The organism is Amycolatopsis sp. WGS_07 (genome assembly GCF_045278895.1).
Taxonomy (GTDB): Bacteria; Actinomycetota; Actinomycetes; order Mycobacteriales; family Pseudonocardiaceae; genus Amycolatopsis.
In genome coordinates this window covers 9,348,982-9,363,384 of record NZ_CP136053.1, presented here as the reverse complement: position 1 = coordinate 9,363,384, position 14,403 = coordinate 9,348,982, and the positions used below count along the sequence as shown (strand labels likewise).

General features: G+C 71.5%; 9 protein-coding genes and 2 pseudogenes. 8 read left to right on the top strand and 3 right to left on the bottom strand.

Annotated elements, in window-relative coordinates:
* Positions 1-24: 24 nt before the first annotated feature.
* Together RPX00_RS43980 and RPX00_RS43975 are read right to left on the bottom strand one after the other, a co-directional pair.
* A complete protein-coding gene (locus RPX00_RS43980; protein WP_406634819.1) occupies positions 25-675 on the bottom strand; it encodes a hypothetical protein in 651 nt (216 codons plus the stop codon).
* A 126-nt stretch (positions 676-801) separates the two neighbouring features.
* Positions 802-1,032: a hypothetical protein gene (locus RPX00_RS43975; RefSeq protein WP_406634817.1), complete on the bottom strand. Its 231-nt coding sequence runs from the start codon at positions 1,030-1,032 to the stop codon at positions 802-804.
* Between RPX00_RS43975 and RPX00_RS43970 the strand changes: the two genes are divergently transcribed.
* Entirely contained in the window at positions 1,022-3,367 is a 2,346-nt protein-coding gene (locus RPX00_RS43970; RefSeq protein WP_406634815.1) for a DNA translocase FtsK, read from the top strand. The two genes, RPX00_RS43975 and RPX00_RS43970, sit on opposite strands and share 11 nt — an antisense overlap.
* A 65-nt stretch (positions 3,368-3,432) precedes the next feature.
* On the top strand, positions 3,433-3,816 hold the full coding sequence (locus tag RPX00_RS43965; RefSeq protein WP_406634813.1) for a hypothetical protein: 384 nt from the start codon (positions 3,433-3,435) through the stop codon (positions 3,814-3,816).
* Between the two features lie 32 nt (positions 3,817-3,848).
* On the opposite strand, the pseudogene RPX00_RS43960 reads toward RPX00_RS43965, so the two are convergent.
* A pseudogene (locus RPX00_RS43960) lies at positions 3,849-4,343 on the bottom strand (amino-acid N-acetyltransferase); the annotation flags it as partial.
* A gap of 175 nt (positions 4,344-4,518) precedes the next feature.
* Between RPX00_RS43960 and RPX00_RS43955 the strand changes: the two are divergent.
* From RPX00_RS43955 to RPX00_RS43930, 6 genes and pseudogenes are all read left to right on the top strand, one after another.
* On the top strand, positions 4,519-6,567 hold the full coding sequence (locus tag RPX00_RS43955) for an acyltransferase family protein (RefSeq protein ID WP_406634811.1): 2,049 nt from the start codon (positions 4,519-4,521) through the stop codon (positions 6,565-6,567).
* Between the two features lie 119 nt (positions 6,568-6,686).
* Positions 6,687-11,012 (top strand): AAA family ATPase, encoded by a 4,326-nt coding sequence (locus RPX00_RS43950; protein WP_406634809.1) that lies wholly within the window; start codon positions 6,687-6,689, stop codon positions 11,010-11,012.
* A gap of 250 nt (positions 11,013-11,262) precedes the next feature.
* Positions 11,263-12,711, top strand: a complete 1,449-nt coding sequence (gene rimO, locus RPX00_RS43945; protein ID WP_406634807.1) for a 30S ribosomal protein S12 methylthiotransferase RimO — start codon at positions 11,263-11,265, stop codon at positions 12,709-12,711.
* Positions 12,708-13,355 (top strand): CDP-diacylglycerol--glycerol-3-phosphate 3-phosphatidyltransferase, encoded by a 648-nt coding sequence (pgsA, locus tag RPX00_RS43940; protein ID WP_406634805.1) that lies wholly within the window; start codon positions 12,708-12,710, stop codon positions 13,353-13,355. Before rimO ends, pgsA begins: the two co-directional genes overlap by 4 nt.
* Positions 13,355-13,818 (top strand): annotated as a pseudogene (locus RPX00_RS43935) (CinA family protein). Before pgsA ends, RPX00_RS43935 begins: the two are co-directional and overlap by 1 nt.
* Before the next feature lie 100 nt (positions 13,819-13,918).
* Positions 13,919-14,371 (top strand): helix-turn-helix domain-containing protein, encoded by a 453-nt coding sequence (locus RPX00_RS43930; protein ID WP_378299291.1) that lies wholly within the window; start codon positions 13,919-13,921, stop codon positions 14,369-14,371.
* Positions 14,372-14,403 lie beyond the last annotated feature (32 nt).

Here is a 14,403-nt window from a genome sequence, read left to right as displayed (position 1 = left end):
CCGGCTCGTCGCGGCGGGTCCCGGTCAGGAAGCCGCTTGCGGTCGTGATTCGGTGGAATCCGTGTATCCGGAATCGAGCCAGCGGGTACATCCCCCGACAGTCGCCCCGCCGTCCTCGATGTCCTGGGTCATCACCAGCATCCCGGTCTCCGGGGCGAATACGAGGCGACGGACCACCCGCCGCCTCGGATCCGGCTGGTTTACGGCAATGCCTGGCGGATCCGCGTCCTCCACGGCCAGCCCAGGCTGGCCGGCCAAGCACAGGAGCAGCGACCGCTGCAGCTCCGGCCGCACGACCTGGGTCCGCCAGAAAGTGCAGAACGCCTTGACCGCCCCGGCAGGGCCTGTCCGGCGGCGCAATTCAGCTGCCACGGAAGGCAGATCCGTCGCAGCCAGGAAACCGCCCATCAACCCGCCCGGCGGGAAGTCGCCGCTCGGCCGCACGACGGTGTCTCCCCGCCGCACCAGCAGCCGCCCCGACCCGTCCGACGCGATCCAGTCCTCGCGGTCGAAGAACTCGGTGCTGGCCGACAGGACCCGGCCCTCCGTGGTCCGGTCGGTGTGCTGGTTCCAGCCGGACGTGCGGAGGTAGTGGTACCGCCCAGTACCCCGCGGCGGCGCCGCGAAAGCGGTCCGCTCGGCAAGAGCGCGCACGATCTCGGCAGGGCTCGGCATGAAGGGCCTCGGCTTCCGGGGAACAGCGAGGGTCGAGCCAGATGCTTCCACAAGATCCACTGTGATCTGGAGACGATTGTTTCGGGTGCGCTGCGAGTGGCACATGTGACTATCGGTCCTCGCCCGTTACCGTGGAGGCATGGCTGGGTCGGCGACGAGGAAGCGGAGCACGGCGGGAAGCGGCGGGAAGGCACCGGCGCGTAGTTCGCGTACCCCCGCGAAGTCTCGGACGGCTGCCTCCAGCAGGTCGTCCAAAGGCTCGACCAGGGCACGGAGCAGTACCCGGCCCCGGACGTCCACCGCGAGGCGGCCGGCCAGCCGCAAGAACGGCGCGTTCGGGCGCGGGGTGCGCGGCACCTGGAACCTCGTCGCCAAGGGAGTCGGTTCGCTGGCCCGCACCGTCGGGCGCACCCGGGAACTCGAGGCCGAGCACCGGCGCGACGGGCTCGCGCTCGGGCTGATCGCGCTCGCCATCGTCGCCGCGGTCGGGGTGTGGTGGCGGGCTGCCGGGCCGATCGGGGCCGGGGTCGAGGTCGCTACGCGAACGGTGCTCGGCGCGGGGGCCGTGACGCTTCCGCTGGTGCTGCTCGTGGTCGCGGTCGCGTTGATGCGGTCCGAACCGAGCCCGGAGACCAGGCCGCGGATGGTCATCGGCACGGTGCTGGTCGTGCTGTCCGTGCTCGGGATGCTGCACATCTTCACCGCGCTCCCGGACACCAACGACGGCCGGATGTACGCGGGCGGGATCCTCGGCGCGTTCTCCGGCGGGCTGCTCACCAAGGGCGTCACCACGTGGGTCGCGGTGCCGCTGCTGATCCTCGCGCTGCTGTTCGGCGTGCTCGTGTTCACCGGCACGCCGGTGCGCGACATCCCGCACCGCCTCCGCACCTGGGGGCTCGACGAGCACGAGCTGGCCGAATACGAGGCCGGTCAGCACGACGAAGAGCCCGAGGACAACGAACCCGAGGCCGACCCGAAGTCGGTCCGGTTGCGGAAGCCGTCACGGCGGCGCCAGGCGAGTGCCGACAAGGACGGCGAGCAGCTCGACATCGACGCCGCGCTCGCCGAGCCCGCCACGCCGATCCGGCCGCCGAAGCCGGTCGCGCCGCCCGCCGACGTGCCGGAGAAGAAGCCGAAGAAGGCTCCGGAACCGGCGTTGTCGGTCACCCGGACCGTCGAGGGCGACTACACGCTCCCGCCGCCGGACCTGCTGAAGCTCGGCGACGCGCCGAAGTCCCGCAGCAAGGCCAACGACCAGATGATCGAGTCGATCACCGGCGTTCTCGACCAGTTCAACGTCGACGCGCAGGTCACCGGCTTCACCCGCGGCCCGACGGTCACCCGGTACGAGGTCGAACTCGGCCCGGGCGTGAAGGTCGAGAAGATCACCGCGCTCACCAAGAACATCGCCTACGCGGTGGCCACCGACAACGTGCGGCTGCTCGCGCCGATCCCGGGCAAGTCCGCGGTCGGCATCGAGGTGCCGAACTCCGACCGCGAGATGGTGCGCCTCGGCGACGTGCTGCGCGCGCCGTCCACGGTCAAGGACAACCACCCGATGCTGATCGGGCTCGGCAAGGACATCGAGGGCGAGTTCGTCACCGCGAACCTCACGAAGATGCCGCACCTGCTGGTCGCCGGTTCCACCGGTTCCGGCAAGTCGAGCTTCGTGAACTCGATGCTGGTGTCGCTGCTGGCCCGCTCGACCCCGGACGAATGCCGGATGATCCTGATCGACCCGAAGATGGTCGAGCTGACGCCGTACGAGGGCATCCCGCACCTGATCACGCCCATCATCACGCAGCCGAAGAAGGCCGCCGCCGCGCTGGCCTGGCTCGTCGAGGAGATGGAGCAGCGCTACCAGGACATGCAGGCCAACCGGGTCCGCCACATCGACGACTTCAACGCCAAGGTCCGCTCCGGCGACATCACCGCGCCGCCGGGCAGCGAACGCGAGTACCGGCCGTACCCGTACATCATGGCGATCGTCGACGAGCTGGCCGACCTGATGATGACCGCCCCGCGCGACGTCGAGGACGCGATCGTCCGGATCACCCAGAAGGCCCGTGCCGCGGGCATCCACCTGGTGCTCGCGACGCAGCGGCCGTCGGTCGACGTCGTCACCGGCCTGATCAAGACGAACGTGCCGTCGCGGCTCGCGTTCGCCACGTCGTCGCTCACCGACTCGCGGGTCATCCTCGACCAGCCGGGCGCGGAGAAGCTGATCGGCATGGGCGACGCGCTCTACCTGCCGATGGGCGCCGGGAAGCCGGTCCGCATCCAGGGCGCGTTCGTCGGCGACGAGGAGATCGCCGCGGTCGTCAACTTCGCCAAGGAGCAGGCGCAGCCGGACTACAACGAGGGCGTCACCAGCGCCAAGGCGGGCGAGAAGAAGGAGATCGACCCGGACATCGGCGACGACCTCGACGTCCTGCTGCAGGCCGCCGAGCTGATCGTCACGTCGCAGTTCGGGTCCACCTCGATGCTGCAGCGCAAGCTCCGCGTCGGCTTCGCCAAGGCGGGACGGCTGATGGACCTGCTGGAAAGCCGCGGCGTGGTCGGCCCGTCGGAGGGTTCGAAGGCCCGCGACGTGCTGATCAAGCCGGAGGAGCTGGAGTCGGTGCTGTTCATGATCCGCGGCGGCTCCGACGCGGGCGGTTCGCCCGCCGACGGCGAGGACGAAGACTTCTGAGCGGCGCGTGCAACCCGGCGGGGCGCTCGGCTCGTCCAGTACGCATGGACCTCAAGAAGCTCGCAGTGGGTATCGGGACGGCCGCCGCGCTGGCCGGATGCGCGGGCGGTTCGGTCGCTCTCGCGCAGACACCCCGTCCGGCGGCCGCCGAGCCGGGCCAGGACGTGGTCATCGCGCGCGGCCAGGAAGTCCAGGTCTCCGGCCGGGACCTGACCGTGCGCTACCGCGACCTGGTCTCCGACTCGCGCTGCAAGCCGGGCCGGCAGTGCTTCGTGGCGGGCGACGCGGTGGTGTCGCTGATCCTGACCGAGCCGGGCCGCGGCGAGCACACGTCGGTCCAGCTGCACACCGACCGGCCGGGCCCGCACGAGACGACCTACTCCGGCACGACGGTCCGGCTGGCCGACGTGACGACGACGGGGGACCGGATCACCGTGCACGTCTCGTGAGCGGCTAAGCCGGTTCTAACCGGCGGCAGCACTCACGAGAACTCGAGCAGCATCCGCGAGTTGCCCAGCGTGTTCGGCTTGACGTAGGGCAGGTCGAGAAACTCGGCCACGCCCGGGTCGAGCGAGCGCCGCATCTCCTCGTACACCTCGTGCGACACCGGCGCGCCGTCGATCTCGACGAACCCGTGCCCGGAGAAGAACGACGTCTCGAAGGTCAGCACGAACAGCCGCTTCAGCCCCAGCTCGCGGGCTTCCTCGACGAGCCTGCCGACCAGCGCGCGCCCGATCCCGCGGCCGCGGGCCGCTTTGTCGACCACCACGGTGCGCAGCTCGCCGATGTCCTCCCACAGCACGTGCAGCGCGGCGGCGCCGAGCACGTCCTCGTTCTCGTCGGCCGCGACCCAGAACTCCTGCACCGCCTCGTAGAGCGTGACCAGATCCTTTTCGAGGAGCACGCGGCCCGCGTCGGAGTCGACGAGGGCTTTGATCTTGCGGACGTCGGCGATCCGCGCGCGGCGGACGGACGGAGCGGGGAGTCGGGCACCTGGTCAAGATAACTACCGCGAGCACCGGGTGCGCCGAGCGGCTCCATCGGGGGACCCCGGATGCGTGACGGCGCGGGCCGTCACGTATAGCTAGTGGTCGCACATGACCAGTAGTCGGCGGCCCCGGGCCGGCTACCGGCCCTCGGGAGGAACCTGCATGTCCGGAAGCACCGCGGTCGCCCCGGAACGCCCCGGCACCCCGCCGGCCGGACCGAGCGCGCAGGCCCGGTTCCGGCCGGAGCTGCAGGGCGTGCGGGCGCTGGCCTCGGTGCTGGTGGTGGTCTACCACGTGTGGTTCGACCGGATCTCCGGCGGCGTCGACGTGTTCTTCCTCGTCTCCGGGTTCCTGATCACCGGACAGCTCTACCGGGCGCTGCTGCGCGGCCGGATCGAACTGCGCGCCACCTGGGGCCGGATGATCAAGCGGCTCTTCCCGGCCGCGATGACCGTGCTGCTGACCGTCGTGGTCGTGTCGCAGCTGCTGCTGCCGCAGGACCGCTGGTTCCAGACCATCCGCGAGGTCGTCGCCTCCGCGCTGTTCTACGAGAACTGGCAGCTCGCGGCCGATTCGGTGGACTATTTCGCGCAGCACAACAGCGCGAGCCTGGTGCAGCACTTCTGGTCGCTGTCCATCCAGGGCCAGTTCTATCTGCTGTGGCCGCTGCTGTTCGTCGCGCTCGGCCTGCTCGTGCGCCGGCTCGGCTGGTCGCTGCGGAGCACGGTGAACCTGGTGCTGATCGTCCTGTTCGCGGTCTCGCTCGCGTACTCGGTGTACCTCACCGACGCCGACCAGCCGCTGGCCTACTTCCACGGCCTCACCCGGGTCTGGGAGTTCGCGCTCGGCGGCCTGATGGCGATGTTCCTCGACCAGGTTTCGCTGCCCCGGCTGCTGCGCATCGCGCTCGGCTGGATCGGCGTCGCCGGGCTGGTGCTGTGCGGCGTCCTGCTTGAGGTGGACAGCGTGTTCCCCGGCTGGATCGCGCTGTGGCCGACCGTCTCGGCGGGCCTGGTGCTGGTGGCCGGGCAGACCGGCAGCGCGCTCGGCGCGGACCGCTGGCTCAGCTCGAAATTCCTCGGCTACGTCGGCAATATCAGCTTCTCGCTGTACCTGTGGCACTGGCCGGTGCTGGTCTTCTACCTGGTCATCCGCGACCGGCCGGCGGTCGGCCTGCTCGGCGGCACGTTCGTGGTCGGCGTGTCGTTCCTGCTCGCGATCCTGACCTACCACCTGATCGAAAACCCGATCCGGCTGTCGAAGATCGGCACCGCGAAACGGTGGGGCGCCTACCGGTTCGGCGTGCTCGCGCTGGCCCCGGTGCTCGTCACGAGCGGCGTCTGGCAGGGCGTGAGCAGCGCGCGGGCGAACTACGAGATCGCCATCGGCGACCCGGACCATCCGGGCGCGGTCGCGCACGCGCAGGGCTTCGTCTACCGCGGCGCGCCGTCGCCGTCGATCGTGCCGCCCACGGTGAAGCTCGCCGACGACTGGGCCCGCACGCCCCCGGAGCAGTGCTCGATCTCGCCGCGCAACAAGGAACTGCAGATCTGCACGGAGGCCCCGGAGGGCCCGCCGACCAAACGGATCGTGCTCGTCGGCGATTCGCACATCCAGCAGTTCCTCGCCTCTTACCGGCCCGCGGTCGTCTCCGACGGCTGGGAGGTCACCACGATGCTGAAGGGCGCGTGCCCGTACTCGTCCGGCTCCGAGCTGATGCCGGGCGACCAGAACTGCATCGACTGGAACAAGGCCGTCACCGACGAACTGCTCGACACGCGCCCGGACGCGGTCATCATGCTCGGCACGGTCAACTCCAAGCCGGGGCCGAACGAGACCACGCCGAAGGGTTTCGTCGACGTCTGGTCCACTTTGGACGAAGAGGGCATCCCGGTCGTCGCCGTGCGCGACAACCCGCGCTACACGTTCAACATGGCCAGCTGCGTCGCGCAGCGCAGCCCGGCCGACCCGGCGTGCTCGGTGCCGCGCCAGGACGCGGTGGCCGCGACTCCGTCGTGGGAGCAGGTCGACAACGTCCCGGACAACGTGACGTTCATGGACTTCACCGACTACTACTGCGACCAGAAGCGCTGCCGTGCGGTCGTCGGGAACGTGCTGGTCTACATGGACGACAACCACCCGTCCGCGACGTTCAACACGACACTCGCGCCGATCGCGGTCAAACAGCTCAAACACGCCCTGCAGTGGTGACCGCGCGACAGCGGCGAACGGACGACTTCGGCGACTAGCCGTCGCGGAGCGTCCCGGGTTGGGCACAATGGGGCGGCGGCGGGTTCGCCGCACGGGCACCTGAGGGGGAGCTGGTTTCTTTGACGCGCGCAGGGTGGGACGCATTCCAGGCCGCACAGTCCGAGGCGGCGGCGGGCCGGACGGCCGCGCTGACCGGCCCGGACGGCGTCGGATGGCTGCTCGTCCCCGGCCAGGCGTGGCAGCGGCGGCTGCCGGACGGGACCTGGCAGTACACCCAGCCGCCCGGCGATCCCGGCTATCGCGGGGCCAGCAGGCCCGTGCCCCCGCCCGGCGCTCCCGGCCCTGGTGCTCCCGGCCCGGGCTACGGCGCGCCCCAGCAATACCCGGGCGGCCAGCCAGGCTACGCCGGTCCGGGTCCCGGCGGCGCGCCCCGGCAGCCCTATCCCGGACCGCCGAGCAACCCGGGCGGCTTCGCCGGACCGCAAGGCAATCCCGGACCGCCGAGCAACCCGGGCGGCTTCGCCGGACCGCAAAGCAACCCTGGACCGCCGAGCAACCCCGGTGGCTTCGCCGGTCCGCAGGGCAACCCCGGGCAGCCGGGCAACCCCGGCGGATCGCCCGCGCCGCAAGGCAATCCCGGCGGCTACCCCGGACCGCAGAGCAGTCCAGCCGGATACGCCGGACCTCCCGCACCACAAGCCGGATACGGCGGCCCGCCCTCCGCTCCGCAGGGCTACCGCCCGCCGCAGCCCGGCTACCCGCCCGCGCCGCAGGGCGCCCCGTGGTCCGGACAAGTCCCGGCCCAGCCTCCCGCACCCGCGGGGCCGCCCCCACAGCGCGCCGCCGCACCAGCCGCGCCGTCGCAACCCACCGCCGTGCCGTCCGCTCCAGCCCCCGCGAGCGGGCCGAACTCCCCGCCGCCCCAGGTGCGGGTGGAAAACCTCGGCCGGGCCGGGATGTTCGTCGCCGGGCCCGAATCGATGGCCGAGTTCGTCACGCGCGCCACCCGGGTGGTCGCCTGGGCGGACGCCACCCGGCACGGCACCGCGAACGGGCCAGGCGAACCCCCGCCGCCCGAGCCGGAACGGCCGGGTTCGGACGGTTCCGGCAACAACGTGCTCGGCGACATGGCGCGGCACAGCCGGTCGGTCACGCTCGACCTGCTGGCCGCGGGCAACCGGATGTGGCAGCGCAAGGAGCAGTCCCGCTACGAGAAGGCCTACGAGGAATGGCAGAAGGCCTACGCCGAGTGGGAGAAGCGCGAAGCGGCCCGGATGACCGCGGGCACCAAGCAGCCGAACCCGTTCATCCTGCTCGTGGGGGAGGCGAACACCGGCCAGCGCCGGTTCACCCGTGCGCTGAAGGCGTCGCTGACCGACGCCGAGGTCGGGTTCGACACCGCCGAGTTCTTCGACTGCGTCGCCCTGCTCGCCGAGTACGGCGGCGATCCGGTCGAACGCTCGGTGCCCGCGACGATCAACGAAATCGAGAACGGCGGCTCCGCGCTGCTGCTCGTCGAGCGGGTCGACGCGCTCTTCGAGAAGGACGCCGCGGGCACGGTCCGGGTGCTGCGCAATTACGCGCGCGACCAGGACAGCTGCCGCCTGATCATCCTGGACGGCACCGAGAAGGTGCTCGACCAGCTCAGCACCGAGGCCCCTGACCTGGTGCAGAACATGCTGCAGTACCGGCTGCCCCGGTTCGACCGGCCCGCCGAAGCGGCCGCGCTGCTCAGCGTCCTCGCCCAGGAACGGTCGTTCGGGCTGCCCGCCGACGTGCGCGACCGGCTCGCCGCGCTGGCCGCCGAGCCCAGCGCCCGCACGGTCGAGACCCTGCTGGACGCCGCGTCGCGGCAGGCGATCAGCCGGGGCGCGATGCCGGGCAGCCGGATCGAGATCGGCCACCCGGACATCGAGCCGCTCGTGGCCGCGGCCGGCCAGCGCGGCGGATCCTCGATCGAGGAACTGCTCGCCGAGCTGGACGGGATGATCGGCCTCACCGCGGTCAAGGAACGGGTCCGGTCGCTGACGTCGGAGATGACGATCGACGCGCGCCGCCGGGAAGCGGGCATGAAGGTCGCCGTGCGCAGCAGGCACCTGTTGCTGACCGGCAATCCGGGCACGGCCAAGACGACCGTCGCCCGGCTGCTCGGCAAGATCTACCGGGCGCTCGGCGCGCTGCCGAAGGGCCACGTCGTCGAGGTGACCCGCACCGACCTGGTCGGCGAGTACGTCGGCGAGACGTCGCTGAAGACCCGCGCGGTGGTGCAGCGGGCCGTCGGCGGCGTGCTGTTCCTCGACGAGGCGTACAACCTCGTGAACGACAAGGACGACGACTTCGGCCGGGAAGCCGTCGCGGAACTGCTGGTGCAGATGGAAAACCACCGCGAGGACCTGGTGGTCTTCGCGGCCGGCTACCCCAAGGAGATGGACGCCTTCCTGGAGTCCAACTCCGGCCTGCGCTCGCGGTTCGCCGGATCCATCGAGTTCCCGGACTACTCCAACGACGAGCTGGCGCGGATCTTCCGCGCGATGGCGAAGAGCCAGGGCTACGAGCTGTCGGAGGACCTGCTCGCCGCGCTGCCCGAGGCGGTGCGGCGGATCCCGCGCGGCCGTGGCTTCGCGAACGGCCGGTCCGCGCGCGTGCTGCTGGAAGCGACGATCGGCAAGCAGTCCACCCGGCTGACCACCGACGGCGGCGCGGACCTCGTCACGCTCGTCGCCGCCGACCTGCCACAACCCGGCGAGTCCGGAGTAGGCGCGGTGGACGACGCCGGTCCGCGGCGCAGTCTCCCGGAGCTGCTGGCCGAACTGGACGCGATGATCGGGCTCGACTCGGTGAAACAGCGCGTGCGGTCCATGGTGGACGAGATGGCGGTCGACGCCCGGCGGCGCGACGCGGGCATGAAGGTCGCCGTCCGCAGCCGCCACCTGCTGTTCACCGGCAATCCCGGCACGGCGAAGACGACCGTGTCGCGGCTGGTCGGGCAGATCTACCGCGAGCTGGGCGTCCTGCCCTCGGGCCACCTGGTCGAGGTCGGGCGCGGCGATCTCGTCGCCGAGTTCACCGGCCAGACCGCGCCCAAGACCCGCGAGGTGTGCGAGCGGGCCGCGGGGGGCGTGCTGTTCATCGACGAGGCGTACAACCTCGTGCGGGACGACAACGACGACTACGGCAAGGAAGCCGTCACCGAACTGCTGGTGCAGATGGAGAACCACCGCGAGGACCTGGTGGTCTTCGTCGCGGGCTATCCCAAGCAGATGGACGAGTTCCTGGAGTCCAACCCGGGCCTGCGGTCGCGGTTCTCCGGCCGGATCGAGTTCCCGGACTACACCAACGAAGAACTCGCCGGGATTTTCACCGTGACGGCGAAGGGCCAGGGCTACGAGCTGTCCGCGGACCTGCTCGCCGCGCTGCCCGAAGCGATCCGCCGCATCCCGCGCGGCCGCGGGTTCGCGAACGGCCGGTCCGCGCGCGGCCTGCTGGAAGCCGCGATCAGCGGGCAGTCCAGCCGGCTCGCCGCCGCCCCGGACACGCCGTCGGACCAGCTGGCCGTCCTGGTCGCCGCCGACCTGCCGGGCGAGGCCGGGGTCGCGGTCAGCGACGACGCCGGCCCGCGCCGGGGCCTGGACGACCTGCTGGCCGAACTCGACGGGATGATCGGCCTGGACGAGGTGAAACAGCAGGTCCGTGCGCTGGTCGCGGAAACGCGGCTGGACGCGCGCCGCCGCAAGGCCGGGCTGCCGGTCGGGGCGCGCAGCAGGCACCTGGTGTTCACCGGAAACCCGGGCACGGCGAAGACGACCGTCGCGCGCCTGATGGGACAGATCTACCGCGAGCTGGGCGTGCTGCCGTCCGGGCACCTGGTCGAGGTCGCGCGGCCGGACCTGGTGGGCGAGTACGTCGGCCAGACCGCGCCGAAGACCCGCGAGGTGTGCGAGCGGGCGATCGGCGGGCTGCTGTTCGTCGACGAGGCCTACACACTGGTCCAAGGCTCCTCGACAGGCACCGACTTCGGCTCCGAGGCGATCGCCGAACTGCTGGTGCAGATGGAGAACCACCGCGAGGACCTGATCGTGATCGCCGCGGGCTACCCGGCGGACATGGACCGCTTCCTCGACGCCAACGCGGGCCTGCGCTCCCGGTTCGGTTCGACCGTGCACTTCGCGGACTACGACAACGCCCAGCTGGCCGCGATCTTCACCGCCATGGCGGGCAAACAGGGCTACCGCCTCGACGCCGGGCTCGCCGAAGCACTGCCCGGCTTCATGGCCAGCCTCGACCGCGGCCCGGGCTTCGCCAACGGCCGTTCGGCCCGCGGCCTGCTCGAACGAGCCATCCGCGCACAGGCGATGCGGCTGGCGGGTCCGGACGTCGACCTGGAGGCACTGGACGACACGGAGCTGACCCTGCTGACGGCTCCGGACGTGTCCACAGCGGAGTGACCCGCGCGGGACTTGAGGCGGTCTATGCGCAGGTCCGTGAAGGACTCCTTGAGGGAATCAGATTCCCTCAAGGAGTCCTTCACGGACGGCACATCGAGCCGCGCCGCCCGGCTGACGCCCCTCAGCCGCGCCACTGCCGCCGTCCTGAACCGCAGGCATCGGCGGAGTGACCCGGCCGGAGGAGGCCGCTTCACCGCACTGGGCGACGCCGTCGCGGGGCGGTCCGGACGCGACGGCTACCCTGAACGTCGTGCCTTCTCCAGCCGCTGACTCCGCTCGTGCCCGCCGTGTCTCCCTCGTGACCTTGGGCTGCGCCCGCAACGAGGTCGATTCCGAGGAGCTGGCGGGCCGGCTGGCCGCGGGCGGCTGGGAGCTGGCCGCCGAACCCGAGGACTCCGACGTCGTCGTGGTCAACACGTGCGGGTTCGTCGAATCGGCCAAAAAGGACTCGGTCGACACGCTGCTCGCCGCGGCGGACACCGGCCGCAAGGTGGTCGCGGTCGGCTGCATGGCCGAGCGCTACGGCAACGAGCTGGCCGACAGCCTCCCCGAGGCCGACGCGGTGCTCGGGTTCGACCACTACGCCGACCTGTCCGCGCGCCTCGACGACGTGGTCGCCGGCCGCTCGATCGCCGCGCACACCCCGTCCGACCGGCGCAAGCTGCTGCCGATCAGCCCGGTGCAGCGGCCCGCCGCGGCGGCCGAGGTCGAGGTGCCCGGGCACGCGCAGCACGGCTGGGGGCCGCGGGTCCTGCGCACGCGGCTGGACGACGCCCCGGTCGCCGCGCTGAAGATCGCCTCCGGCTGCGACCGGCGCTGCTCGTTCTGCGCGATCCCGTCGTTCCGCGGGTCGTTCGTGTCCCGCCAGCCGGACGAGATCGTCGCCGAGGCGGCCTGGCTCGCCGAGAACGGCGCGAAGGAACTGTTCCTGGTCAGCGAGAACTCGACCTCCTACGGCAAGGACTTCGGCCGCGACGGCACCCGCGCGCTCGAGCTGCTGCTGCCGCGCCTGGCCGAGATCGACGGCATCGAACGCGTCCGGGTGTCCTACCTGCAGCCCGCCGAAACGCGGCCGCAGCTGGTGCAGGCCATCGCGACCACGCCGGGCGTCGCGGACTACTTCGACCTGTCCTTCCAGCACTCCAGCGAGCAGGTGCTGCGCCGGATGCGCCGGTTCGGCTCCACCGATTCGTTCCTCGCGCTCACCGAGCAGATCCGCGAGTACTCGCCGGAGGCGGGCATCCGCACCAACGTGATCGTCGGCTTCCCCGGCGAAACCGAGGACGACCTCGCCGAACTGGAGCGCTTCCTCACCGGGGCCCGGCTCGACGCGGTCGGCGTGTTCGGCTACTCCGACGAGGACGGCACCGAGGCCGAGACCTTCGACGGCAAACTCGACCCGGCCGTGGTCGCCGAGCGGGTCGCGCGCATTTCAGCGCTGGTCGAGGAGCTGACCGCGCAGCGCGCCGAGGATCGGATCGGCACCTTCGTGGACGTGCTGGTCGAGCACGACGGCACGGACGGCGACGACGCGGTCGGCCGCGCCGCCCACCAGGCCCCCGAGGTCGACGGCGAATGCGTCATCCTCGAGGACGAGGACACCAAGCCGCTCGCGGTAGGCGATCTCGTCCGCTGCGAGGTCGTCGACTCCGCGGGCGTGGACCTGGTCGTCCGCCCGGTACCGGACGCCGGCCGGTGAGTGCCGCGCCCAGCGGGGCGGGCGAGGGCGTGCCCTCCGCCGCGTCCGACGGCGGGGCGCAGGTGCCCGAGGCCACCCCGGTCCCGACGCTGAACCTGGCGAACCTGCTCACCATCTCGCGGCTCGTGCTGGTCCCGCTGTTCGTCGTCGCGCTGTTCACCGGCAACGGCGACGACACCACCTGGCGCGCGATCGCCACCGGGCTGTTCGCGATCGCGTCCGCGACCGACCAGGTCGACGGCTGGGTCGCCCGCCGCTACGGGCTCATCACCGACTTCGGCAAGATCGCCGACCCGATCGCGGACAAGGCGCTCATCGGGGCCGCGCTAATCGGCCTCAGCGCGCTGGGCGAGCTGTCCTGGTGGGTCACGATCGTGATCGCGGTGCGCGAGATCGGCGTGACCCTGCTGCGGTTCTGGGTGATCCGGCACGGCGTGATCCCGGCCAGCCGCGGCGGCAAGGCGAAGACGATGGCCCAGATCCTCGCGATCGTGACCTATCTGCTGCCGCTGCCTGCCGGCGCGGACCCGGTGCGCTGGGCGCTGATGGGCCTCGCGGTGGCGCTCACGGTGATCACCGGCGTCGACTATCTGGTCCGCGCGATCTGGCTGCGCGCGGCGGGCCGCCGCGCGATGGGGTCGTGATGGCCGAGGCCCGCGAACTGGTCGCGACCCTCACCCGCCGGGGGAAACCGTGGCGGCGGCGGAGTCGCTGACGGCCGGTCTCGTGTGCGCGACGCTCGCCCAGGTTCCGGGCGCCAGCGCGGTCCTGCGCGGCGGGCTGGTGGTCTACGCCACAGAGCTGAAAACCGCCCTCGCCGGGGTCGACGCACAGTTGCTGGCCGAGCACGGAGCGGTGCACCCCGAGGTCGCCGCGCAGCTGGCCAGCGGCGTGCGGGAGCGCTGCGGGGCGACCTGGGGGCTCGGCCTGACCGGCGTCGCGGGGCCCGATCCGCAGGACGGCGTCGCCCCGGGAACGGTGTACATCGGGCTCAGCGGACCAGGGGTGACCACGGTGCGTGAACTGGCCGAGACCGGTGACCGGGACACGATCCGGACCGCATCGGTGCGCGCCGCGTTCGCCCTGCTCGGGGAACAACTAGACTGAAAACGGCGTTCGCCCTTGGCGTACGTACGTGTCAAGTCCTGCACTCGGGGCGCCGCTCTGGGTAACGTAGGAGGCACCAGTTCGGGAAGGGAGGCGCGTGATGACCGTGCTGTTGCGCGAGGCGATCGGTGATCGGCTCCGTCATGCCCGCACCAACCAGCGTCGGACGCTGCGTGACATCTCCCGCGCCGCCCGGGTGAGCCTCGGCTACCTGTCCGAGGTCGAGCGCGGCCAGAAGGAAGCTTCCAGCGAGCTGCTGGCGTCCATTTGCGAGGCGCTGGAGCTGCCGCTGGGCGAGCTGCTGCACAAGGTCGCCGCCGACGTGTCGGCCCTCGACAAGGTCGAGGTCGCACCGGTGGTCGAGGACGTGGAGACCGCACCGCGCGAGACGGTGCCCGACCGCGGCGAGGCCGGGTTCGAGGGCGGCCGCCTGGTCTCGGAGCTGATCGGCGACGACCTCTCCGACCTGCGGCTGCAGCCCGCTCCGCGGATGAACACCACGCTGCGGACCACGATCGGCGCGCCGAAGCTGGCGTCCACGATCGCGGCGTAACGCGAGCATCGATCCGCTGCACGGCCCCGGGG

Excerpts from the sequence above, each read along its gene's own strand:
- RPX00_RS43930 (WP_378299291.1), top strand. The coding sequence starts at position 13,919 with ATGACCGTGCTGTTGCGCGAGGCGATCGGTGATCGGCTCCGTCATGCC.
- RPX00_RS43955 (WP_406634811.1), top strand. The coding sequence starts at position 4,519 with ATGTCCGGAAGCACCGCGGTCGCCCCGGAACGCCCCGGCACCCCGCCG.
- RPX00_RS43980 (WP_406634819.1), bottom strand. The coding sequence starts at position 675 with ATGCCGAGCCCTGCCGAGATCGTGCGCGCTCTTGCCGAGCGGACCGCT.